Below are 23,167 nucleotides of genomic sequence, written 5' to 3'. Positions count from 1 at the left end.
ATGCTCCCTCAGTGAAACAGCACCCACATGCCGAGCCGGATCGGCACTTCGGTTTCGACGCTTCCCAGGACGACCCGGCAGTTGCGTACCTCGCCGTAGCCGGGCGAGTACCGGGCCGGCGCGGTGTCGGGCCGGAGTGGATGGGAGAAGAGGACGACAGCTCGGAGCGCCCCCTCTGGCCCGAGCTCGGCGGCCACTGGACCGATGGAGTCCGGCGGTACTCCGACGTGGGCCGCGCGTTGCCGTTCCTCCGGTGTGACGGGCCGGAGTCGGACCTGCTCGTCCGGCAGGTGCAGCCGGAGGACCAGGTCGTGGCGTCCCTTGCCCTCGAGCGCGTCCATCACGGACAGCACGCGCTCATCCTTGTGAAGGACGAATGTCCTCTCCACCTGGACCGGGGCGGGGAGCGCCGCGTAGCCGCGGTGCCTCGCCACCAGGCGCTCCGTCCGTGGACCCGGCTCGAACGAGCGGACCTCGCAGCCGCCGTGATCCGGCAGGCTGAACAGCCGGGTGGCCCGCAGGGGTGATTGCTCGTGCCCATCGACTTCGAGCGTGTTGTGCGCCGCCGTCGACCGGAAGGCGTTTCGCAGGGCGGGATCGCGCGTGTAGGTCGCGGTCCCTGGATCCACGATGACCGGATGGCCCGCCAGATGGAGCTCGAAGGACAGCCGGTCGTTGTGACTGTGGCCGCCCAGCCCGCGCTGCCCGACCGGCCCGGCGCTCACCGTGAGCACGGCTCCCGCCCCACGGAGCACGTGCAACCCGCTCCCCGGGGAGCTGAAGCTTCGGGGTTTTGCCCGTCCTCGCAGGCGGGAGAAGCATTGGTGGCCGTGCTCGCCGAGGAGCCAGGCCGCTTCATCCGGAAGCTCGGCGCCCTGTGCCTTGAGCTCGGCGTCCCCGAAGAGCACCGCACCCAGGAGGGGCAGGTAACCGTGCTCCAGGCTGGGCCGATCACACAGGGGGAAGACGCGCCCCGAATCGTTGTCTCCTATCTGCGGCGCCAGCCCCCGCTCCGAGCAGTAGTCGCGGCTCACCTCGAACATCCGCCGCAGGCGGTGCGCGAAACGTGTGCCGAGCGCCAGGCCACAGCCATGTGCCACCACATACGCCAGCGTGAACAGCTCGAGGGACAGCCGGTGGTAGGGTACCGAGCCCTCGAACGACACCCCGTCCGGGTGCACCTGGAGCTCCATCTGCCGCTGGAGCCCGTGCAGCGCACGTGTTACCTGGCTCCGGGCTCCGGGCAGGGCCGGGTAGAGTGCGCCGACCACGAGGAGCCCGACGTAGTCGGAGATCAGGTGGTTGTTGGGGACGAGCCAGTGGTCCTCCAAATGGTGCTCGACGAAGTGGGCATGCTGCTCGAGGGCTCCCAGGGCTCGCCTGAGGAAGGCCGGCTCGCGGACCGCCGAGGCGTCCGCGAACATGTAGAGGGCCTGGGCGAGGTTGGCCGCTCGCAGGGCTACCTCCATCGTGCAGGCCCACTGGATGCCGCGGCCGGCCGGGTTCGAGTCGAGGAAGTCGGACACCTGGGCGACGAATTGCGCGGCGTAGCGCTCCCGCCGGGCCGTCTCCTCTTCCACCCAGTACCCCTGGCCGAGCGCGAGGAGTTGGTCCAGCCGTCCCAGGGCCCATGGGTACTTCGGGTCCATGCCCTCGCGAATGACCTGGAGCCGGGAGATGGGCTGCAGAGGGTAGCGCTCCCCACTCAGTGGATCCCACGACCAGTCAATGGCGCCCGACTCTCCGAACCGCACCTCCGTCCCGAACACGTTGAAGGTGCGCCCCGCAGCGGCCTCGGCGCGCTCGAGCGCTCTGCGGCAGGCTCCGGGAAGGGCCCGCAGGGCCTCGAGCGTGCCTTCGCGCTGACGGATGTTGCACCAGCAGGAAGACACGGCGGACACAGCCGCGTGCACCTGCTCGTCGCTCCAGGCCGCGAGGGTGGGGTGGATGCGCGGCTCGACGCCGCTGTCCTCCGGCCCCAGCACGTTTCGAATGGCCCGGAAGACCCTCCGTCCGGCGATGCGCGTCAACTCGCTCCCCGGCGAGCGCCTCGCGACTTCCATGTAGTGGTTGAACATGAGTCCCCCCTTGCCTGCCCCTCACGTCAGTGGGGGGCCTGCCCCAACCGCAGCATCGTCTCTCCTACGTGCTGGCGGATCTCCTCGACGCGTGCGTGCCAGCTCTCGTGGAAGATCCGCTGGGCGCGCTCACGGCTCGGTCCGGCTCCCTCTTTCAAGCACGCGTCGACCTGGCGGACATACTCCTCGGGTTCCCTGGCCAGCTTGCACAGGCCCACCTTCTCCACCTCCGGCAGCGGGGTGGACACGCACGGCAGGCCCGCGGCGAGGTATTCACGCACCTTGAGCGGATTGGAGTTGAGCGTCAGCACGTTCCACTTGAAAGGCATCAGCGCCACGTCGAACGCCTTGCAGTAGCCAGGCAGCTCGGCGTACGGCTTGCGGCCCAGGAAGTGGATGTTCGGTATCGCCCGGAGCCGTGAGACGTCCACGTCCGGAGCAATCTTGCCGATGATGACGACGGACCCCTCGGGGTAAGCCCTGGCACACGCTTCGAAGACGTCGAGGTCCACCCAGTCCGCCACCAGCCCGAAGAAGCCGAGGATCGGCCTGGGCAGCTTCGCGATGTCCTGGGGGACGAGCGTGTCTGGCGCGCAGGCCTTCACGAAGTGCTCGAAGTCCACGCCATGCTGCACGAGCACGGTGTTCGGGTTCACCTTCGCCTTGCTGTCGCGCAGGAGCTCGGCGGAGGTGATGCACAGGTGCGCCTTGTGCAGCAGCTGCTTCTCCAGCTCGGCGATATGGCGGCCATTCGTGTCCGAGAAGGCCGAGAACTCATCCACGCAGTGGTAGACCACCAGCTCCTCGCCCAGCGTCCCCGAGACCGGAGCCGAGGCGGGCAGATAGGACCAGGAGATGACCCTCCGGAACCCGAGCGTGGCCATCGCCCGCTTGACCTGGAGCGAGAGCAGGGTGCGGTTGGTGGCGCGCGCCAGCCCCGAGCCGTACAGCGGAATCGCGAGCGGGGAGAGGACATGGAAGTTGGGTTCGAGCTGCTGGAGGCCCTGGGTGAACCTCGAGAGCTTCTTCCAGATGCGCCGGGCGTCGTGCGCATTGGCCCGGGGCGCGCGGTTGCCGATGCTGTTGACCCAGAGGATCCGGTTCTCGCGGGCAAGGAGCCGCATGATGTGCATCTTCGACAGCGGGTCCCCGTCCCAATCGGTCGAGAAGACGACGATGTCCCGCCCCCGCAGGGCCTTCTTCGCGAACTCCACCTCTTCGACACGCCTCATCCCCATCCTCCTCAAGCTCGAGGCAGACACTGGCTCTTGCTGGTCCGTTATCAGTGGAACGCAGGGTGCGCATCACCCGGCGGGAGAGAACCCTGACGCCGGGGTCGGTCTGCCGCCACTTGCAAGACAATGACGGCGCTCCGGCAGCCTGGCGCCGCGCTGGAGGTTGTCTGTGAGTGCATGTCGTTCGTCACTGGATGACGGTTCTCACTCCCCGCGGTAGAGGTGCGCTTCGCGGCCAGCCGTGCGCAACTCATCACAACGGGGGGGCCCGATCTCAAGAGGCGGGGGGCCTGATGATGAGACTACGTATCGCACTGCTGATGAACCTGGCTCCGCGGAAGCGTGGCTCGTTGGAGGATTGGATTATCGCTTTCTGCCGGGAGGCCGCGCGGCGCGGCCACCAGACCGATGTCTTTCTGCGCCAGCCCATGCTGGAGTCCTTCGCCGCGGACCTGAAGGCGAGCGGCGCGCGGGTGGAGAACCTGGCGGACTTCGAACAGGCCGGGCTGTGGGCCATGACCCGGCGCCTGGCCGGGTATGACATCATCCACCTCAACTTCATCTGGCCGCGCGGCCGCAGCGCGCTGGCGGCCTACGCGGCATGGCCGGCCCGGGTGCTGTTCACCGCCCACTCGGACTTCATCGAAGAGGACGAGGGCCTTCTCCTGCGCGGCTTCCATTGGGCGCTCAACCATGCCTTGACGCTCCTCCGGGTGCATAGCCTGGCCGGTGTCTCCGAGCACGTCCGTGTCAAGGAGGGCCGGCGCCTGGGGCTCCCTGCCCACCGCTCCCGCACCATCTTCAATGGTGTGGACACCCAGCGCTTTCTTCCTCGCACGCGGCCGGGCGGGCGGGTGGAGCTCATCACCATCGCCAACCTCGTGAAGAGCAAGGGCGTGCACCACCTGTTGCGGGCGCTCGGGCGGCTGCGCTCGCCGAGGGTGCGTCTGCGTGTCGTCGGAGATGGCCCGGAGCTGCAATCCCTGCGCGAGCTTACGGTGGAGCTCGGCATCCAACACCAGACGGAGTTCCTGGGGCTGCGCAACGACGTGCATGAGCTGCTCGGCGCGTCGGACATCTGCATCCAGCCCACGCTGCTGGAGGCGTTTGGCCTGACCATCGCGGAAGCCATGGCCTGCGGCTGCGCCGTGGTGGCCTCGCGGGTCGGCGGTGTCCCCGAGGTCATCCAGCATGACAAGACCGGTCTGCTGGTGGAGCCGGGGGACGAAGCCGGCCTCGCCGCGGCGCTGGACCGCCTGGTGCGTGAACCGGAGTTGCGGCGCCGGCTCGGTGCGTCGGCGCGGCAGCATGCCCGCGAGCACTTCAGGCTGTCCCATTCCGTGCGGCAGCACGTGGACTGGTGCGAGGAGGCGGCCGGGTTAGTCTCCCACACGCCGGGCCACCTCACCGCCGTCCCGGAGCTCGAGGTAGCGGCTCCCGAGCCGGGTGATTCTCCTCAAGCCGGTCCTCTTGTTCCCTGAGGTGGAGCCCGGATGCTTCACGCGAGGAAGCCGTCTGCCCAAGCTCCGCCCGCTGTACAGGGCACCTGTGAGCCTATGAGCGTGTGCGCGTGGCCTTTGTATTGCTCCCAGGCCACACCATGAAGACTCACATTCTCTGGACATGGGGTTTGGTGTTCATCTGTCTTACGGCATGTGGTGGCGGGGAAGGGCCGGGCGGCACTCCACCCGGCGTGGCGGATTCCTCCGGGGAATCACCGCCCTTCGAGGAAGCACCTCCCCTCCATCCGCCGCAGTCCATTCCGGACGGAGAGCCGCCACCCGGCCCGCCGGTGCAATCCGGACCGTTCCAACTGCCGCCGCTCCAGGTGGACCTGCCTTCTTATGACATCACCATTGCCCCGGAGCTCCTGGCGGAGTTCGACCGGCGCCCTGGCTTGGAGGCCCAGGCGGCCACCTTCACCTTCCAGGGCAAGAGCCAGCCAGTGGGGCTGCGCCTGCGCGGCTCGAGCGCCCGCTCCTTCCCGAAGCGCAGCTGGCGCATCGAGTTCCCCGAAGGCGTGAAGTTCGACGGCCGGCGCAAGCACAACCTGATCGCCGAGTACCAGGACAGCACCTTGATGGTGGAGAAGCTCGGCTACGATCTGCTGGAGGCGCTCGGCGTCCCGGCTCCGCGCGCGCGCTATGTCCGCTTGACCATCAACGGCGTGTACCAGGGGGTGTACCTGGACCTTGAGCGCGTCGATAAGGACTTCCTCGACCACCACAACTTCGACGACGACGACGCCAGCATCTACCGGTGTGGTGCCAGGGATTGCGAGCTGAAGCCCTGGCGCATGGACTACCAGACGGAATGGGACAAGAAGACGAACGAGGACGTGGGCCCGGAGGACATTCACGCGCTGGAGGACGCCATCTGCCACACCCCGGAGCCCAGCCTGGTGCGCACGCTGGAAGAGCGCATGGAGCTGGAGCGCTACCTGCGCTACCTCGTCACGGATGCGCTGATCAGCAACTACGTCATCCAGGACTCGCGCAGCTACTTCATCCACGACCGGGTGACGGGGCGCTGGAGCTACGTGCCTTGGGATGTGAACAACTCGGTGGCCACGTGGTGGCCCACGTACGGGCTGGAGATGGAGCCCATTGCCGATCACCCCATCTTCAACTTCAGCCTCGCCGATCCGTGGATCACCCGGCTGTATGAGCTGCGCAAGACCTTCACGCCGGGCCTGTTGCCCACCTTCTCCAACCTCAACACGCGCATCGCCTTCAACCCGGAGCTGCGCGAGCGCACCCTGCGGCTCATGGAGCGCGCGCTCGACGAGGTGTTCAACCCGGAGGTGCTCCACCCCCGGCTCGAGCAGATGCACGCCCTGCTGCTGCCCCACCTGAAGGAAGATCCCTACATCACCCGGCCGGACAAATACCGGCAGGACGGGCTGGCCCAGTTCCAGGCCGGGTTGCCGTACATGAAGCACTACATCACCCGGCGCCACGCCCACATCCGCCAGCAGATCGCCGCGTACCGCGCCCGCTCACTCGGCCTGGCCCTCTCGGCGTTCAATCCGCGCGAGGGCTGGGTGGAGCTGCATAACTACGGTCTGGCTCCCGTCTCCACCCACGGCATGGTCCTCACCAAGGATCTGCGGCGGGCCCTGGCGCCCAACGTCCCGGAGCGCACCCTGGCTCCTGGGGGGACGGTGCGCTTCACCGCGGCCGAGCTGGGCATCACCACGCCGCCTCCCGCGGCCACCGTCACCCCGGGAGGGCCGGTGGGCTTCCCCGCCCGAGGTGAGATCGGCCTCTTCAACGGGAAGTCCATCGTCGGGGTGATCGACCTGCTCTACTACGGAGAGCTGCCAGCGGGCCGCTTCTACGCGCGCAACGCGCAGGAGCCGGCCCGCTGGGAAATCCGCTGAGCGGATGCTCCGTGAGGCTCCCTACTCGTGGCGGCGGCGCCGGCTGAGCACCCAGGCCAGCGGGGCCGCCAACACGAGCCATGCTCCCGCGCCCGTGGCCGAGCAGCCCGCCTGGGGCGAGGGCTCCAACCCCAGGTCCGGCACGGCCTCGGAGGGGGAACCTGGCGTGGCGCCGGACGGTGGAGGCGTCTGCGTCCCGGGCTCCGTCCCAGACGTGGGCTCACCGGCGGTGGCCTCGGCGGTGACCGTCAGGCTGTGGGTGAGCACCTGGTTGCCGTCGGTGGCGGTGAGGGTGACGGTATAGGAGCCGGGCTCGGCGTAGACGTGGGAGACAGTCTCGCCCTCGGCGGTCTGCCCGTCCCCGAAGTCCCACTGGAGGGTGGCCCCCTCCTGGGAGGTCTGGGCGGTCAGCAGCACCTCGAGCGGGCTGGAACCCCGGCTGTGCTCGGCGCTGAGCACTGGCTGCTCCGGGCGCGGAGGGAGCGTCTTGGTGATCTGGAAGGTGTCGAGCACCGCACCTGTCTGGGTCACCATCTGCCCCGTCAGGGTTCCATCCTCGATGATGACATCAAGGTAGCCCGCCGAGCGGTTGCTGCGCATGGCGCTCCAGCTCGGCTGTGCCGGGACAAAGGCCTTGGCGTGGGAGCCCGTGCCCACGACGAGGTAGGTGATGCCGCCGGCGGTCGCGGTGTTGCCCTTCATGGGGTGGGTGCGCTCGTAGGTGTGGTCATGCCCGGTGAGCACCATGTCCACGCCATACTGCTCGAACACGGGCGCGTACATCTCGCGGAGCTTCACCTCGGAGCCGTGCTCCGCCGCGCTGGAGTAGGGCGGGTGGTGGAAGAAGACAATCTTCCAGGGCTGCTGGGTGGAAGCGAGATCCGAGATGAGCCAGGCCCGCTGAGCGGCCTGATCACAGCGGCCCTTGGCGACGCCCAGCGCGAGCAGACAGCTGCTGTCCAGGGAGATGACGTGCGCGGGTCCCCAGTCGAACGAGTAGTAGCGCTCGGTGCCGGCGGGGTTGTTGGTGGGCAGATAGAAGTTGTCCACGTACGGCTGGGCCTTGTCGGTCAGGTACTCGTGGTTGCCGGGCGTGGTGTAGATGGGCACCTCGGCGAGGAGGGGCGCCAGGGGCTGGAACAGCTTCGTCTGGTGCTCAGAGTCGGTGCCGTTGTCGTAGGCCCCGTCCCCCAGCCCGAGGAAGAAATGGGGCTTGCGGCTGAGGATGGTGCGGCCAACGGAGATCTCGGAGGTAGCGCCCGTGCCGAAGTCACCCACGGCTGCGAAGCGCACGCGTCCCGAACCGGGAGGGGTGGCGGTGGTGAAGCGCACGGGCTGCGTCGTCGCGCCGCAGGCCTCGACGGCATAGCTGTGCTCCGCGCCGGCCTGCAGTCCTTCCAGCTTCACCACATGGAGGCGTCCCGTGGCGGGCGCCGTGGCGATCCGGGAGGTGTCGGTGCCCAGGCCAAAGCGGACGCGGGGGGCACAGTCCACGTCCGTCCGGAAGGCGACCAGCGCGCTCGTGGGCGTCACGGATTGCAGGTAGGGAGTCCGGGTCAGCCGCGCGGCCTCACTCACGCCTGCGAATGCCAGCAGGGAAGCCAGGGCCGCCAGCAGGGAAAGGTTTTTATGGGGCATGCAAGCTCCAGGGTTCACGTTCTGATGAGTGAGCAGAACGTCTGAACCCCGTGTGCATTCGCGGCCCCATTCCGGCCCCGCGTTGTTCGAGCCTTTCCCCCCCGGCCATCTCAGGGCTGGGACCCCCGCTCGGTGGCGGCTGACCGCCCAGGTGCCGAGCCCTCCTGTGGCCGCACGCCGTCGGCATGCAGCACCCGCACCACCTCCTCGGCCATGACGCGGTGGCCGGCGGCATTCGGATGGACGCCATCCTCATCCAGGCCGTCGATGAAGCGGTGCACACTGTCTGGCGCGTGCATCACCGCCTCGAAGTCGATGACATCCGGCTGCAGGTGGGTGCGTATCCAGGTGTTCATCGCCACCCGGCTCGCCTTCACCTCCTCGTATTTGCCGCCGGCGGCGAGCTCCTTGGGCAGCAGGGTGCCGACCCAGGTGCGGCAGAAGGGTTTCAGCCGCTCCGTCAGCTCGGCCATCTGCGCCTGGAGCTCGCTGTCCGGAGTGCCCGTCAGGTCATTGGTGCCCAGCAGGATGATGCAGTCGGTGATACCCGACAGGGTGAGCGCCTCCCCGTCGAGCAGCCGAAGCGCATCGTAGAAGCCCTGGCCGGAGACACCGGCATTGACGATGGGCACCCCGAGCTGGGCGCCGGCCCGGAAGGCCCAGGTGTCCCGGAGGTCATCGTGGCCGTCGATGTAGCCCTCGGTGATGCTGTCGCCCAGGGCGACGAAGGCCCGCGAGGGAGGACCCTCGACTTCCACGGTGGCCAGGCCCACGGGCACCGCCCACGCCGAGCCCCCCAGCGGGCCCGGCGTGCTGGCCCAGGAGCCCGGGCGCATGAAGCTGCCGGGGAGCAGCTCGATGGAGCTCGCGGCCAGCTGGCCCTCCACCTCGAAGGACACCGCCAGCTCGTCACCGGAGCGGATGGGGAAGGACACGGGATCGGAGACCACGCGCGTCCTCGCCGCCATGGAAACACCGGGCGAGCCGGAGAACGTCACGGGTACCGGCTCCGAGGCCAGCGAGCCCTCGCTGCCGGCCCGGGCGGCGGTGACCCGTCGCAACACCAGGGAGCCGTCTCCCGAGCGGAAGGCGAGCCGCACCCGCTGCCCCGTCCGGCTCACCGGCACGCGCAGGCGGAACGTGGTGGTGCCGCTCACGGCGTGGGACCAGCGCAGTGCCAGGTGGAAGCCCGGTTGGAACAGGGGAGGCTCTGGCGCGGGGGGCGGGGGCCCTGGCTCCGGCTCGGTGCTCACGGGGGCCTCCTCGAGGCCCTCCGGGGGCAGCGAGGGCCGGCATCCGGTCACGAGGAGTGCCCACAGACACACCAGCAACGCACTGCTTCGCCCTGTTCCCATCCGCCGCGCCTCCCTCCCAGTCATGGAGTCCTTCTTCCGGACCCCGCCCGTTCGCCGGAAAGCTCAATCCCGAGGGCTCACCGTATCGGCCGGTACCCCCTGTGGCCCCACCTGGGCGGGCACGGTGCTGACGCTGAACGCGGGCCGTGCCGCGGCCTCGGGGGCGGGGCGCAGCCGCACCGGGGCGCTCCTGCGCTCGGAGGCCACCTGCTCCATGCAGTCCACGTGCTCGCTGATGCAGCGCGAGAGCGTGAAGGCGCGCTCCACCTTGCGCCGGCCCTCGGCTCCGAGTCGCGCACGCAGCGCCGGATCGAACGCCAGGGTGTCGATGGCGCTCGCGAGCGCGGCCACGTCGCCCTTCGGTACGAGCAGGCCGTTCACCCCATCGTCGATGATCTCCGGGATGCCGCCGCTGCGCGTCGCGATGACGCCGCACCCGCTGACCATTCCCTCGGTGATGGCGAGCCCGAAGGCCTCTTCCAGGATGGGCGTGTGCACGCACGCCTCCGCGTCGCGCAGCAGCAGGTGCACATCGTCCCGCATCCCGAGGAACTCCACCCGCTTCTCCAGCCCCAGTTCACGCACGAGCGCCTTGTAGGGCTCTTCCATCCGGCCATAGCCCACCACGCGCAGCGTGCAGTCCTGGGCGCGCGTGAGCGTCATGGCTCGCAGCAGCACGTCGATGCCCTTCTCGGGGATGAGCTGCGACACGCAAATCATGCGCAGCGCGCCATTCGGATTGGGTGTCTTCTCCGTCGTGAACCGGCCGGGGTCCACGCCGTTGTAGATGACGCGCGTGCACCGGGCGTCCAGGCCGAAACGCTCGACGTCGCGCCCGCGCACGTACTCGGACACGCCTACCAGCTCGTTCACGCGGAGGAGCGTCACCTGGTCGAGCGCCCGGGAGAGATACCTGCGCAGCGGCGCCACGGGCGTGCTGATGTCCCCGCAGTGTTCCACGAAGACGAGCGGGGCGGGCCAGGCGGCGTAGCAACTGAACGCCACCTTCGAGCGCGGTGGCAGCATGTTCGCGTAGAGGAGGTCGTAACTGGCGAGCCGCCTCGCGGCCGCCACGGGTGCCGCCCTGAGCGACTCGATGGAGCCGAAGCCGACGCCCAGCCGGTCCAACTCCTGCTGCACCACGGGGTGCACGGGCAGGAGGGTGAACAGGTCCAGCGTGTGGCCCCGGCGGAGCGCCTCGGCGCAGACTCCGAGGACCCACTGCTCCAATGACCCGAGCTTCTTGGGCGGGGTCCCGACGATGAATGCAATCCGCATGGCTTCTTGTCCTCCAATGGCCGACTGCTTCAGGTTGCGAAAGGTCTCGAGTGCTTCAGCGCCTCAGTGATGCGAGCAGGGCAATGGGCCGCAGCCCGAACACCTGGAGGAGCGGCACCAGGGCTCCGGTAAACAGGACGCCCGCGACGGCGACGTGCAGCAGCGCTCCTTCGCGTCCGCCCAGCATCTCGAGCACGGGGCCCAGCCGGGTGGTGGCGGCAAGCACCGCCCCCGCGCATACCCCCGTGGCGACGCACAGCCGGGCGAGCTCCTTCACGGGCAGCCAGTCGCGCAGCGCTGGCAGCGGCCCGCCAGCGGCGAGCGCGCGCGGCAACTGCCGCAAGAGCAGCGTCTTGCCCACCACCTCCGCCAGGAGCCAGGCCAGGATGCCGCCGAGCATCCCTCGCCAAGGCACGAGCAGCGCGAGCAGTGGCACTGTGGCGGCCGCCTTGCCCAGGTAGGAGAAGAAGATGGCGCGCGTCTGGCCGCGCGCGCGCAGCAGCCCGTCCAGCGGCAGGCACGCGAGCATGATGCCCAGCACGCTCACCCGGAAGATGGGGACCGCGGCGTCGAACCTGGCACCGAACAGCACGCGCACCACCCACGGCGCGCTGAGGACGAGGAAGGCGCTCGTCGGGATGAAGACCAGCGCGAGCTTGCGTGTGGCCTCCCGGAAGAGCCCGGCCGCCTGGACGCCGAGCCCCTGTTTGTCCAACTGGCCCACGCGCACCATCAGGACCTCGCTCGTGGGCGAGTAGAGCAGGTCCACCAGCGGCACCTGGAAGCAGCCCACCGCGTACACGGCGAAGAGCGCGGGCGGCACGCTCAGGGCGACGGCGTACTGGTGCGCGACCTGTTGGGGGATGCTGATCAGCATCGCCGCGCCGAACGGCAACGCGTAGGCGAGCTGCGCGCGCAGGCCGGTCCACGAGGGTCGCCCGCCCTCCGCCGAGAGCACCATCGAGAGCGTCACGCAGAAGCGCGTCAGGGTCAGGGCCGCGAGCGCCGCCATGGCTCCCTTCATCCCGAAGCCCAGGAGGAACGGCATGACGAGCGCCACGCTCTTGAGGATCTCGTAGCCCACGTACACGAGCGCCGACGCCCGGGTGCGGCCCTGGCTGGTCAGGGTCGTCTCCAGCAGCCCGCCTGCCAGCGAGAAGAGGACGAAGAAGGCGAGCTCGCCACGGAACAGCAGCAGCGTCGGGTTGGGGAACCGCTCCGCGGCGAGGGGCAGCGCCGCCCAGAGGAGCACCGCACCCACGAACCCCATGGCCAGGTTGAAGAGCTGCGTCTGCAGGAGGACGGCCCGGGGCCCCTGGGCCCGCGGCACGAAGTAGTAGAGGCTCTGCACCATCCCCAGCGAGAGGATGCTCAGGATCGGGCCGCACAGCAGGAAGATCTGCTTGTAGGTGCCGTACTCCTCGAGCGACAGCTTGCGCGCGAGGTACAGCGGGGTGACCACGGTGATGACGGCCGCGGTCATGCGCGCGAGCACGAGCGGCAGGGCCTGGCGCGTGGCGCTCGTGCCCCGCGGCTGCCCCATGGCTGCCCCCGCCGTCCCGTCCGTCGCCATGTCACAGTCCTCCCCGCGTGTCGCCACGGGCAACACGTCCCGGCTGGGACGCTTCACCTCCCACCAAGGGAGAACAGGGCTCGAGTGGCGCTGGGGAGAGCGAGCCCCTGCCGGGCGTGCCCTCCACCGGCACCGGGGCGGGACGAGCCAGCCGCTCCGCGCAGGAGGCCAGCGCGAAGAGCACGTAGAAGTGGACGGACACCAGGAAGCCCGCGAAGAGGCAGGACACCAGGTGGCCCACCACCGCCGCCGTGAGCGCCCGGGCCTGCCAACCCCGCTCCTTCTCCCGTGCGCTCTGCCACAGGGGTCCGAGCACCGCGCCAATGAAGGCCAGGAAGAGTCCCAGGCCCACGAAGCCCAGGTCCGAGATGACCTGGAGGAAGACGTTGTGCGCGGCGTACACCCGGCCGCTCGCGTTCTGCGGCCCGTAGAGCTGCCACGCGAAGGGGAAGGTGCCCGCCCCCACACCCAGCAGCGGGTGCTCCAGGCTTACCCGCGAGGCCACCGTCCAGGCCTCGACCCGGCTCATCGCCGAGGCATCCTGCTCATAGGTGGACACCGTGCGGGTCCGATCCCAGAAGCTCCGCGGAGAGAGCACCAGCATGGCCACGGCCACTCCCATCACGAGGAGCGTGCGGCCCAGGTGGCGTTCCAACACCAGCCATGTCACCGCGGAGGCCACGAGCCCCAGGAAGCCGCCGCGCGAATAGCTCAACACCATGGCGGTGATGGCCATCGCGGCGGCCACGCCACAGGCCAGGCGCACCATCCATGCCGTCTGCCGCCGGACGAAGAAGGCCACCGCCAGGGGGACCACGATTCCCACGCTCATCGCCATGCGGTTGGGGTCCGCGTACACGCCCAGCCACCGCGCGCGGTAGCCCTCCACCAGGTCCACCCCCGCGTTGTGCCAGGCAATGACCCCGCGGGAGGTGACGAGCGAGGACAGGATGAGGGCGAGCAGGGCCCACCGCAGGCGCCGCTCCGTCGTCACGAGGTTGACGACCGTCAAATAGACGCTCACCCACTTGAGGAGCTCCACCGCCGTGGAGCGCGTGACGTCCGGGTACAGTGACCAGCGCATGGAGACGAAGGCCAGGCCACAGAAACACAGGAGGAGCACACCCTGCTGGCCATCCGCCCACAGCGGCTGCCTGCGCCCCACGCGTCCCACAAGAAGCAGGCCCGTGGCCAGGGCTGACGTCAGCAGCGCCGGGCGCCACCGCTCGACTCCGGGAATCCACTCACCCGGGCTGAGATAGATGCAGGCCAGGAATGTGAGCAGGAAGCCGAATGCCCAGCGGTCCCTGCCCTGTCGCGGCTTGCATCCCATGCACATCCCCCACGCCCATCCATCAAGCCAGGGCCGACTCACACCTGCAGCGAGCCCAGGGTGAGCACCTGGAGTGGGGGATGCCATTGCCTCCCAGCGCACCATCTGGAGGGCGATGAAGCATTGGCTTCTGGATGCGGCTCGGGCCCGCAGGGCATGCCAGCCAGCGGCCACTCCCCGCGCCCCTGGGCCCTCGCCCGCCGGAATCATCCGCGTCCGCGCGGTGTCCCAGACCACTCACTCTTTCCCACAAGGGGTTGTCCCCATGCGCATTGGATTCACCCTGTTCTCTCTGCTCGCAGCGGTGCTGCTGGCCTCCGCGTGTGGAGAAGGTGCCGCCCCGGGAGCGAGCGGCGCGATCGGCTCGGGCGCCACCCAGCCAGACGGGCCCCCGGATGTTCCCTTCTCTTCCTCCAGCGTCGAGCCCACGGTTCCGGTCGTTCCAGCCAACCCCGCACGCGAGTGGGTGGTGAGCACCACGGGCAACGACACGGCCGCCGGTACGGCTGCAGCCCCGCTGCGCACCATCTCCCGAGCCATCTCCCTGGCCGGACCGGGCGAGCTCATCCGCGTGCGCGCCGGCACCTATGCCGAGCGCGTCCTCATCATGGGCTCGGTCCGCAACGGCACCGCCTCAGCTCCCATCACCCTGCTGGGTGAGGGCAAGCCCCGCATCGTCCTGGGCTCTCAGTCCGGAGCGCTCATGGTGGTGGAGCGCAGCCATTGGATCATCCGGGGCTTCAACATCGACGTCGAGAATCGTCCCGCCCTCGGGGTGGCGTTCACCGGCAATCTCGAGGGCACGTTCCTCGCCGACTCGGAGATCCACCATGCCAGGTATGGCGCGGGGGTGAGCTTCCACAATGGAGCCAATGGCGCCACGCTCGAGAACAATGACATCCACCACCACGTCATCTCGGGTCAAGACTCCCACGGGGTGATGATCCAGCCCACGGCGCGTAACATCACCGTGCGCAACAATGTCATCCACGACAACTCGGGAGACTCCATCCAGTGCTACAGCGAGGATGGCTCGATGCCCAGCGCGCCGGCGGACGGCATCCTCATCGAGGGCAACGACCTGTACGGCAACTTCGAGCAAGGGCTGGACATCAAGACGTGCTTCAACGTCACGGTGCGCCGCAACAAGATGCACCACTCCAAGGGCAACGGCGCCATGGTGGTGCACATGTCGGCGAAGAACATCCTCATCGAGGAGAATGACTTCTACGAGTCGGGTCTGGCCATTGGCGTGGGCGGCAACCGCTACGGTCCAATGCCCTCGGGCGTCGTCATCCGCCGCAATCTCATCCGGGACATGAGCACGGCCCGGGGGGCGGGGGGAGGGCTGCAGATAGCCAACTCCCAGGGGACGCAGGTGTACAACAACACCTTCACCCGGTTGCAGACCGCGGCGCTCATCGTGGGGAGTGGGCAGGGCGGCCCAACGCAGGACATGGTGGTGAAGAACAACATCATCGACGCGGCCTCCGCGGTGAGCCTGGGCAGCCAGGCGCCGGGGCTGAAGATGGACTCCAACCTCTACCGGCCGGGCGCCACCTTCCGGAGCGGGGGCTCCGTCTGGAACCTGGCCCAATGGCAGGGCAAGGGCTACGACGGCAGCTCGCGCGAGGGCGAGGCCCAGCTCGACCCCACCACGCTGGCGCCTGGGCCATTGGCCGTGGACGCCGGTGAGCGCTTGGAGCTCGGCGCCACGTGCGGTAACGGGCCAGACATCGGCGCCGTGGAGACGGGCTGTTGATGCGGTCCGTCGAGCAGCAGTCTTCCTGACAACACCTCGAGCCTTTGATGGGGCAGCAGGGCGGGCACCTTCTTCCGCCCGTCCCGCGGGCTTCCTCATTGAGTTTCAAAGGAATACGGGGGGGGCACTCCCTGTCGAGAGCACCGCACGAAATTGAAAGGTGTTCTCAATGAAACGTTTCAACAAGTCCCCCCTATTTGTTGCTGCTCTTGTGTCTTCTCTGGTGACTGCCTGTGGAGCCCCCGCAGAGCAGGATGGATCTCAAGAGTTCATCGATGGTCCGGCCACGGAAGTTCCCACCCCCATCGATTCACCCAGTCCGTCCGCTCCACCGGCGGACGAAGTGCCCTCCGATTCCTCTTCCTCGCAGGACCAGACTCCCGCTGACCAGCAGGAGGAGGGCGCGAGCTCGGGCCCCTTCCCGTTGCCCAGCACCCCTCCTGCTGCCCCTCCCGTCACCACTGCCGCGTACAAGCGGGAGTGGGTGGTGAGCACCACGGGCAACGACACGGCCGCCGGTACGGCTGCAGCCCCGCTGCGCACCATCTCCCGAGCCATCTCCCTGGCCGGACCGGGCGAGCTCATCCGCGTGCGCGCCGGCACCTATGCCGAGCGCGTCCTCATCATGGGCTCGGTCCGCAACGGCACCGCCTCAGCTCCCATCACCCTGCTGGGTGAGGGCAAGCCCCGCATCGTCCTGGGCTCTCAGTCCGGAGCGCTCATGGTGGTGGAGCGCAGCCATTGGATCATCCGGGGCTTCAACATCGACGTCGAGAATCGTCCCGCCCTCGGGGTGGCGTTCACCGGCAATCTCGAGGGCACGTTCCTCGCCGACTCGGAGATCCACCATGCCAGGTATGGCGCGGGGGTGAGCTTCCACAATGGAGCCAATGGCGCCACGCTCGAGAACAATGACATCCACCACCACGTCATCTCGGGTCAAGACTCCCACGGGGTGATGATCCAGCCCACGGCGCGTAACATCACCGTGCGCAACAATGTCATCCACGACAACTCGGGAGACTCCATCCAGTGCTACAGCGAGGATGGCTCGATGCCCAGCGCGCCGGCGGACGGCATCCTCATCGAGGGCAACGACCTGTACGGCAACTTCGAGCAAGGGCTGGACATCAAGACGTGCTTCAACGTCACGGTGCGCCGCAACAAGATGCACCACTCCAAGGGCAACGGCGCCATGGTGGTGCACATGTCGGCGAAGAACATCCTCATCGAGGAGAATGACTTCTACGAGTCGGGTCTGGCCATTGGCGTGGGTGGCAACCGCTATGGTCCGCTGCCCTCGGGCGTCGTCATCCGCCGCAACCTCATCCGGGACATGAGCACGGCCCGGGGGACGGGGGGAGGGCTGCAGATGGCCAACTCCCAGGGGACGCAGGTGTACAACAACACCTTCACCCGGTTGCAGGCCGCGGCGCTCATCGTGGGGAGTGGGCAGGGCGGCCCGACGCAGGACATGGTGGTGAAGAACAACATCATCGATGCGGCTTCCGCGGTGAAGCTGGGCAGCCAGGCTCCGGGGCTGAAGATGGACTCCAACCTCTACCGGCCGGGCGCCACGTTCCTCAAGGGCGGCTCCTCCTTGAAGCTGGCGCAGTGGCGTGGCCAGGGCTTCGACGGTAAATCGCTCGAGGGCGAGGCCCAGCTCAACACCACCACGCTGGCGCCTGGGCCATTGGCCGTGGACCGCGGTGAGAACCTGGGTCTCAAGTTCTGCGGTGCCGGGCTAGACATCGGCGCCGTGGAGACGGGCTGCTAGCTACCGCTGAAACGGCGGTTCCTCGCTGAGCTCGGGCACCCGCTACCCACGGAGGGTGGCGGGTGCTCGTTCATCAAGCGACGTTCTCCTCTTCCTGGCGGCGGTGGTTCCTTTTGGGGCATACGGCCATACCCTCTCCCCCGCCTGCTGGGCTTGAGTCCCAGCTCCCGAACAGGAGAGCGGTATGCGCGCGGAGCGTGGAGGGATCTTCAGGGGAGCGGTCTTGCTGTTGGCGGCGATGCTCTTTGGGGCATGCCAGGACAATTCCACCCGCCCAAAGTTGGAGGAGCCGCGCCCCGATGCCCCCGAGGGTGGGTGTACTTCCAACTGTACTTCGCCCGCGCAGCTTTTCGAGCGCCAGCCACAACCCAACCCCATCCTGGTGGAGAACCAGCTCCCGGGAGATCCACAGTGGCAGAGTGGATTCGCCGCCGGCGAGGGCGAGCTCGAGTTCTACACTTCCACCGAGTCGGTGGAAGCAGGCGAGAGCCTCGGAGTCAAGGTCTCCACCCCCACGGAGCGCACCGTCACGGCCACGCTGTACCGGATGGGGTATTACGGTGGGGCCAAGGCTCGCAAGGTGTGGAGTGGAGGGCCCTGGCAGACGCGGGCGCAGGCGACGTGCCCACGCGACGAGGCGAGCGGGCGCATCGAATGTGATTGGAATGACACCTTCTCCATTCCCATCGATTCCTCGTGGGTCTCCGGCCTCTACGTGCTGAAGCTCACCCGGGAGGATGGGGGCATGCGGTACACGCCCTTCGTCATCCGAGACAGGCGCGCGGCGGAGCTCCTCTACACGCCGAACTTCACCACCTACCAGGCGTACAACACCTGGGGCGGCACGAGCCTCTACTACGATGCCTCCGGGACGACACCGTTCGGCCGTGCACGCGAGGTGTCCTTCAACCGCCCCTACAATGCCGCAAACGGCGTCGGGAAGACGTTCTTCCTGGAGCTCGGCTTCATCCAGCTCCTGGAGCAGCATGGCTATGACGTGACGTATGGGACGCAGCTCGACTTCTTGCGCTTCCCCAACTTCCTGGAAGGGATTGGCGCCTTCGTCGGCGCGGCCCAGGATGAGTACTGGCCGGAGCAGGTGAGGGATCAGCTGGACGCCGCGCTCGCGGGCGGAAAGATGAGCCTGGCCTACTTCGGCGGGAATGGAGGGTACTGGCGCGTCCGCCTCCAGCCGGACTCGAAGGGACGTCCGCTCCGCAACATGGCCTGCTACAAGAACGAGCACCAGCTGGACCCGCTGCCGGGCTCCACGGTGCGCTTCCGGGATCCACCCAACGCGCGCCCGGAGAGTCAGCTCTTCGGGGTGATGTACGAGAGCTGGCAGATCGTCATGTTCCCCCTGGTCGTGACGGACGAGTCGCACTGGCTCTTCGAGGGGACGGGGCTGCGGCGGGGGACGCCGCTGACAGGGCTCGTGGGGTATGAATACGACAGGCATTTCCCCGAGCTGCCGGGCGCTCCCTCGGGGCTCAACGTCAGCATGATGAGCCCGGTGGTGAGCGCGGAGGGCGTCCCGTCCTACAGCACGACGGTGGATCGCACCCTGCCCTCGGGACGGCTGGTGTTCTCGGCGGGCACCATCTACTGGGGACTCGCCATGAGCCCGGATCCAGAGCTGAGGGATGCCCGGGTCGAGCGCATGACGCTCAACGTGCTCGAGCGAGCGCTCTCACACCGCCGCCCCCAGCGCACGCTGCCCGCGGTGACGGGTCCGGGGCCCGTGAGCTACCCGCCGGCCGGCCAGTGGGCCCGAAGTGTGGAGTCCTTCGCCGGACAGGCCGGTGCTCCGGGATTGCAGGATGGCCCCGCGGCGAAGGCCAGGTTCAAGGCGCCCACCGGGCTGGCGGTCACCCCGGCGGGGGAAGTGGTGGTGGCTGACACCGGGAACCATCGCATCCGGCTCATCCAGGCGGATGCGGCGCACACGGTCATCACCATCGCGGGCAACGGGCAGATGGGCTTCCGCGATGGTCCTGGGGAGCAGGCCATGTTCCGTTATCCCACGTCGGTGGCGGTGGGGCCGGCGGGGGAGATCTACGTGGCGGACTCCGACAACCACGTCATCCGCCGGCTCCAGCGTGGCGCCAGCGGCTGGACGGTGAGCACCGTCGCGGGGCGGGCTTCCCAGGGAGGCTTCGCCGACGGCACGGGCTCGCAGGCGAAGTTCTTCCGACCCCTGGCGCTCGCCACGGACGCGGCGGGCAACCTCTATATCGCGGACGAGATGAACAACCGGCTGCGGATGCTCCGCGCCGGCACGCAGGAAGTGGTGACCCTCGCCGGCAGTGGCGCCGCGGGCAGGCAGGACTCGGCGAATGGCACGCAGGCCAGCTTCTTCTATCCCTCGGCGCTGGCGGCCGGGGCAGACGCCTTGTACATGCTGGATGCGGGCAGCCAACTGGTGCGCCGCATCTCCCTGCAGCCGCCCTACGCGGTGGAGACCATTGCTGGCAGGCAGCGCGGAGGGGTGTTGGGCTTCGCGGATGGAGCGGGGAGCGACGCCCGGTTCCGCGCGCAGCTGGGCATGACGGTGGCCGCGGACGGGAGCGTGGTGGTGGCGGACTCGGGGAACTTCCGCATCCGCAAGCTGCTGCCCGGCGCCCAGGCCAACTCCTGGCGGGTCGTCACCCTTGCTGGCTCGGGCCTGGCGGGGACGCGGCTCGGTCCAGGTGACGTGGCGGAGCTCGCCGCCCCCACGGGGCTCGCGACCGGTGCCGGCGGGCAGATCTACGTAAGCGACTCGTACAACCACGCCATCCGGGTCATCCTCCCGTAGCTGCTGCTCGCGAGGGGATGCCTCCATGGGAGGGCCCGGCTGGGAGCGGGGCCGTGAGCCCTCGGGCTTGCGTCGTCTCTCCCGCTCGTGGACACGGGGGCTCGCGCTGGCCAGCCTCTCTGAGAGGGAGGTGCCATGCCATCCTACTCCGAGCTCTCCGTGTACATCTCGGCCCATGAGGACGATTGGCAGCTCTTCATGGGAGTCAATGCCTACAACGACATCCACAGCTCCTCGGGGAAGGTGCTCTTCATCTTCACCACCGCCGGGGATGCGAACAGCGGAAGCACCTACTACCAGACCCGGGAGAACGGCGCCCGGAGCTCCATCAGGTTCGCAGCGGACGCGGCGTTTTCGCCGCCCGCCACGCCGGTATCCGGTACTCGGACCTTCAATGGCCGGAACATCGCCTACTGGCAGTACAAGAACACGGTCAGCTACTTCCTGCGCCTGCCGGATGGCTTCCCGGACGGCAGCCGCGCCGGCAGCCTGCAGCAGCTCTTCGAGAAGAAGGTGCCGAGGACCTCGGCACTTGATGGTTCGGCTACCTACGAGGGCTGGCAATCCCTGGTCACGACGCTGGAGCAGCTCATCCGTTTCGAGCTCGGCAGCATCCCCGTCCTCTGGCTCAACACGGCGGACACGGACAGGACGAAGAATCCGAACGACCACTCGGACCACTACTACTCCAGCACGGCGGCCCAGCAGGCCGTGGCCTCCCTGCGCTGCAACAAGGCCCTGTACGTCGACTACGCCTCCTCGGGGATGACGCCCAACGTCCCCACCGCCGAGCTCATCGACAAGTCCGGGACGCTCGCGGCGTACACCAAGGTGATGGATGATGGGGGCTTCACGGACCGTGACTCGTGGGATGACGGGCACGTCGCGTGGTTGAGCAGGAACTACTTCCGCACCGTCACCGTATGAGCCGCAGCAGGGGTGGTGCTCACGGAGAGGACGCGCGGTTGTCAGGTTGAGGAACCCGATAAGGAGTCTGTTCGCGGGGGTCGACTCCGGTGGTGAACAGCGGCGGGTGGCCATCGCACGGGCGGTGGCCAGGCGGCCGGACGTGCTGCTGTGTGACGAGCCCACCGGGGCGCTCGATGCGAAAACGGGCAGGGTGGTGCTGGAGGTGATTGCCCGTGTCAACCGCGAACTGGGCACCACGACCGCGGTCATCACCCACAACGCCCCCAGCTGGTACGAGGACGAGGCCATGAATAGTGATGACGGTCGTCGGGTGGATGCTGTAGAGCGGAGGGATTGAGCTTGCGGTGGACACCAGGAGTCTCTTCACATGGAAGTAGAGGTTCTCGTGGGCAGTTCCATTGTCATCGCTGGGGTGGTCTTCATCACCGTTTCGGCTGGGGCGGGGGCTCTCGTGCTCGTGCCAGCCGTGCTGATGGCATCGTCGAGTCCCTCGGGCATACCCTCCACCGCGCTGGTGTCGCCATGACGATTCTCGACACCCTTAACGAGGCACAGGGGCTTGTCGGGCGGTATTGGAAGGAGGATCAGTCTCCCGAGCAGGCTCGAATCCTGGGCTGTGCAAGGGATGCCCTGATCTTCATCTGTTCTACCGGTCAGCCCTATCGTTTCGAGGATTATCGCAAGCAACTCCAGGCCGAGAACCCATCTCGAGAGAGTGCGCCCCCCGAGGAGCTCGTACGCAGGGCAGAGGGTTTCTTTGAGCAGCTCCTTGGCGGGCTTCAGTCAGAGGAAGAGCGAGCGCTTGCCCTTGTCATCATCGACACGCTCCGCTTCATCTCCTCGACCGGACAGCTCGACGACTTCAAGAGCTATCTCCAGGACCTCGACGCCAACGAGCCACCTCGAGTGGTCGCCTCTTTTGACACACGTGAGCAGGCGGAGAACTGGCTGAAGAACCACCCGAGTCCTCCCCACTGCGCCAGCATCTTGATCGCGGGTAGGTACCACACCGTCGCGTATGATCGTGAGACGAACGGCCGCTACCTGCCACCCTCTCGCGACCTTGAGTACTACCTCGCCAGTCTCAAGCAAGGCAGCCCTCTCGCCGCCGTTGCATCCTTCGACACTCGCCAGGAGGCTGATGCCTGGCTGAGTGCGCAACCCGCGCCACCCAGGCGAGCCTGGGTGCTGATCTCCGGTGAAGTCTACCTGGCGGTGTATCACCCCAACGTCAATTATCGAGCCCTCTATCCTCTCTCGATGGCGGATGGGTTTGAGATCAATACGGAAGTGGAGCCCGAGCGCGCATAGGCCAGCTCTGAAGAGAGCCATCAGCCCTGGAGTCGGAACGACCGCTGGATGGGCGGCACCCCCTCCTCTCGACAGGCCGCCTTCGTTCCGCGCATGCTGGAGCACGGGATGGAAGGGCACGTGGTGAACACCGCCTCCATCGCCGGCCTGCTGCCATTCAGTCCGTGCGCGCCCTACCAGGTGAGCAAGGCCGCCGTGGTGTCCCTCACGGAGAACCTGGATGAGTCACTGCGCCTGCGCGACGCGAAGGTGCGTGCGAGCGTGCTCTGCCCCGGCTGGGTACGCACGCGCATCCTCGAATCCGAGCGGCTTCGCCCGGGAGGCCCGGTCCAGCCCCAGTCTCCACCCAGCGAGCAGATGCGCGCCATGTTCGAGATGGCGCGCCAGGCCGTGGAGCACGGCCTTGCCCCCGAGCAGGTGGCCCTCCAGGTATTCGACGCCATCCGCGAGCAACGGCTCTACATCTTCACCGAATCCGAGTTCACGGACGTCATGCGCGCGCACTTCGAGGGCATCCTCGCCGCTCGACATGAGCGGACTGCTTCGAGCCAGAGTGCGCCTGGCATTCCTGAAGGAGACGCCCATCCATATCATTGAAATCGTCAACACAGCCTGACGAGGCCACGTCTCGCGGATTCACGCATCACGATCTCCACATGTCTGGGAAGGCTTCACCCCACCACACGCTCAAGGGAAGGCAGCGTGCCCGTGCTTCTGT

General features: G+C 67.9%; 16 protein-coding genes and 1 pseudogene. 10 read left to right on the top strand and 7 right to left on the bottom strand.

Annotated features, from left to right (window positions below):
- Positions 1-8 precede the first annotated feature (8 nt).
- Together F0U60_RS34045 and F0U60_RS34040 are read right to left on the bottom strand one after the other, a co-directional pair.
- On the bottom strand, positions 9-2,078 hold the full coding sequence (locus F0U60_RS34045) for a heparinase II/III family protein (RefSeq protein WP_395806225.1): 2,070 nt from the start codon (positions 2,076-2,078) through the stop codon (positions 9-11).
- Positions 2,079-2,104: 26 nt separating this feature from the next.
- Positions 2,105-3,310 (bottom strand): glycosyltransferase, encoded by a 1,206-nt coding sequence (locus F0U60_RS34040; RefSeq protein WP_395806224.1) that lies wholly within the window; start codon positions 3,308-3,310, stop codon positions 2,105-2,107.
- Positions 3,311-3,606: 296 nt separating this feature from the next.
- Here F0U60_RS34040 and F0U60_RS34035 point away from each other — a divergent pair, with 296 nt between their 5' ends.
- Together F0U60_RS34035 and F0U60_RS34030 are read left to right on the top strand one after the other, a co-directional pair.
- The gene (locus F0U60_RS34035) at positions 3,607-4,794 is read left to right on the top strand and encodes a glycosyltransferase family 4 protein (RefSeq protein WP_395806223.1); all 1,188 of its coding nucleotides are present in this window, start codon (positions 3,607-3,609) and stop codon (positions 4,792-4,794) included.
- 152 nt (positions 4,795-4,946) lie between these two features.
- The gene (locus F0U60_RS34030; protein WP_395806222.1) at positions 4,947-6,695 is read left to right on the top strand and encodes a CotH kinase family protein; all 1,749 of its coding nucleotides are present in this window, start codon (positions 4,947-4,949) and stop codon (positions 6,693-6,695) included.
- Between the two features lie 21 nt (positions 6,696-6,716).
- On the opposite strand, the gene F0U60_RS34025 is transcribed toward F0U60_RS34030, so the two are convergent.
- From F0U60_RS34025 to F0U60_RS34005, 5 genes are all read right to left on the bottom strand, one after another.
- A complete protein-coding gene (locus F0U60_RS34025) occupies positions 6,717-8,333 on the bottom strand; it encodes a metallophosphoesterase (RefSeq protein ID WP_395806221.1) in 1,617 nt (538 codons plus the stop codon).
- Positions 8,334-8,443: 110 nt separating this feature from the next.
- A complete protein-coding gene (locus F0U60_RS34020) occupies positions 8,444-9,586 on the bottom strand; it encodes an SGNH/GDSL hydrolase family protein (RefSeq protein ID WP_395806220.1) in 1,143 nt (380 codons plus the stop codon).
- A 165-nt stretch (positions 9,587-9,751) separates the two neighbouring features.
- The gene (locus F0U60_RS34015) at positions 9,752-10,966 is read right to left on the bottom strand and encodes a glycosyltransferase family 4 protein (protein ID WP_395806219.1); all 1,215 of its coding nucleotides are present in this window, start codon (positions 10,964-10,966) and stop codon (positions 9,752-9,754) included.
- A 55-nt stretch (positions 10,967-11,021) separates the two neighbouring features.
- Positions 11,022-12,539: a lipopolysaccharide biosynthesis protein gene (locus F0U60_RS34010; protein ID WP_395806218.1), complete on the bottom strand. Its 1,518-nt coding sequence runs from the start codon at positions 12,537-12,539 to the stop codon at positions 11,022-11,024.
- A 1-nt stretch (position 12,540) separates the two neighbouring features.
- Positions 12,541-13,872 carry an O-antigen ligase family protein gene (locus F0U60_RS34005; RefSeq protein WP_395806217.1) on the bottom strand — a complete coding sequence of 444 codons (1,332 nt, stop codon included), beginning with the start codon at positions 13,870-13,872 and terminating at the stop codon, positions 12,541-12,543.
- Between the two features lie 265 nt (positions 13,873-14,137).
- Here F0U60_RS34005 and F0U60_RS34000 point away from each other — a divergent pair, with 265 nt between their 5' ends.
- The 8 genes and pseudogenes from F0U60_RS34000 to F0U60_RS33965 all read left to right on the top strand — a co-directional run bounded on the left by F0U60_RS34000 (position 14,138) and on the right by F0U60_RS33965 (position 23,046).
- Complete coding sequence (locus tag F0U60_RS34000) at positions 14,138-15,634, top strand: nitrous oxide reductase family maturation protein NosD (RefSeq protein WP_395806216.1); 1,497 nt, start codon at positions 14,138-14,140, stop codon at positions 15,632-15,634.
- A 343-nt stretch (positions 15,635-15,977) separates the two neighbouring features.
- Positions 15,978-17,411 carry a nitrous oxide reductase family maturation protein NosD gene (locus tag F0U60_RS33995; protein ID WP_395806215.1) on the top strand — a complete coding sequence of 478 codons (1,434 nt, stop codon included), beginning with the start codon at positions 15,978-15,980 and terminating at the stop codon, positions 17,409-17,411.
- Between the two features lie 184 nt (positions 17,412-17,595).
- Positions 17,596-20,208 (top strand): N,N-dimethylformamidase beta subunit family domain-containing protein, encoded by a 2,613-nt coding sequence (locus F0U60_RS33990; RefSeq protein WP_395806214.1) that lies wholly within the window; start codon positions 17,596-17,598, stop codon positions 20,206-20,208.
- 135 nt (positions 20,209-20,343) lie between these two features.
- Complete coding sequence (locus F0U60_RS33985; protein WP_395806213.1) at positions 20,344-21,135, top strand: hypothetical protein; 792 nt, start codon at positions 20,344-20,346, stop codon at positions 21,133-21,135.
- Between the two features lie 85 nt (positions 21,136-21,220).
- Positions 21,221-21,475 (top strand): annotated as a pseudogene (locus tag F0U60_RS33980) (ATP-binding cassette domain-containing protein); the annotation flags it as partial.
- A gap of 30 nt (positions 21,476-21,505) precedes the next feature.
- Positions 21,506-21,664, top strand: a complete 159-nt coding sequence (locus tag F0U60_RS33975) for a hypothetical protein (RefSeq protein WP_395806212.1) — start codon at positions 21,506-21,508, stop codon at positions 21,662-21,664.
- Positions 21,661-22,449, top strand: a complete 789-nt coding sequence (locus F0U60_RS33970) for a hypothetical protein (RefSeq protein WP_395806211.1) — start codon at positions 21,661-21,663, stop codon at positions 22,447-22,449. The genes F0U60_RS33975 and F0U60_RS33970 overlap by 4 nt, the downstream gene beginning before the upstream one ends.
- Before the next feature lie 48 nt (positions 22,450-22,497).
- Positions 22,498-23,046 (top strand): SDR family NAD(P)-dependent oxidoreductase, encoded by a 549-nt coding sequence (locus tag F0U60_RS33965; protein ID WP_395806210.1) that lies wholly within the window; start codon positions 22,498-22,500, stop codon positions 23,044-23,046.
- Positions 23,047-23,167: the final 121 nt, after the last annotated feature.

The organism is Archangium minus (assembly GCF_044360475.1).
Lineage (GTDB): Bacteria > Myxococcota > Myxococcia > Myxococcales > Myxococcaceae > Archangium > Archangium minus.
The sequence above is the reverse complement of the archived record's forward strand: the minus strand, read 5'-3'. Positions and strand labels throughout refer to the sequence as shown.

What these genes read in the sequence shown, in the direction of transcription:
- F0U60_RS34045 (WP_395806225.1), bottom strand. Translation starts at nt 2,078, where the DNA reads ATGTTCAACCACTACATGGAAGTCGCGAGGCGCTCGCCGGGGAGCGAG.
- F0U60_RS34040 (WP_395806224.1), bottom strand. Translation starts at nt 3,310, where the DNA reads ATGAGGCGTGTCGAAGAGGTGGAGTTCGCGAAGAAGGCCCTGCGGGGG.
- F0U60_RS34035 (WP_395806223.1), top strand. Translation starts at nt 3,607, where the DNA reads ATGATGAGACTACGTATCGCACTGCTGATGAACCTGGCTCCGCGGAAG.
- F0U60_RS34025 (WP_395806221.1), bottom strand. Translation starts at nt 8,333, where the DNA reads ATGCCCCATAAAAACCTTTCCCTGCTGGCGGCCCTGGCTTCCCTGCTG.
- F0U60_RS34015 (WP_395806219.1), bottom strand. Translation starts at nt 10,966, where the DNA reads ATGCGGATTGCATTCATCGTCGGGACCCCGCCCAAGAAGCTCGGGTCA.
- F0U60_RS34010 (WP_395806218.1), bottom strand. Translation starts at nt 12,539, where the DNA reads ATGGCGACGGACGGGACGGCGGGGGCAGCCATGGGGCAGCCGCGGGGC.
- F0U60_RS34005 (WP_395806217.1), bottom strand. Translation starts at nt 13,872, where the DNA reads ATGGGATGCAAGCCGCGACAGGGCAGGGACCGCTGGGCATTCGGCTTC.
- F0U60_RS34000 (WP_395806216.1), top strand. Translation starts at nt 14,138, where the DNA reads ATGCGCATTGGATTCACCCTGTTCTCTCTGCTCGCAGCGGTGCTGCTG.
- F0U60_RS33990 (WP_395806214.1), top strand. Translation starts at nt 17,596, where the DNA reads ATGCGCGCGGAGCGTGGAGGGATCTTCAGGGGAGCGGTCTTGCTGTTG.
- F0U60_RS33985 (WP_395806213.1), top strand. Translation starts at nt 20,344, where the DNA reads ATGCCATCCTACTCCGAGCTCTCCGTGTACATCTCGGCCCATGAGGAC.
- F0U60_RS33975 (WP_395806212.1), top strand. Translation starts at nt 21,506, where the DNA reads ATGGAAGTAGAGGTTCTCGTGGGCAGTTCCATTGTCATCGCTGGGGTG.
- F0U60_RS33970 (WP_395806211.1), top strand. Translation starts at nt 21,661, where the DNA reads ATGACGATTCTCGACACCCTTAACGAGGCACAGGGGCTTGTCGGGCGG.
- F0U60_RS33965 (WP_395806210.1), top strand. Translation starts at nt 22,498, where the DNA reads ATGGGCGGCACCCCCTCCTCTCGACAGGCCGCCTTCGTTCCGCGCATG.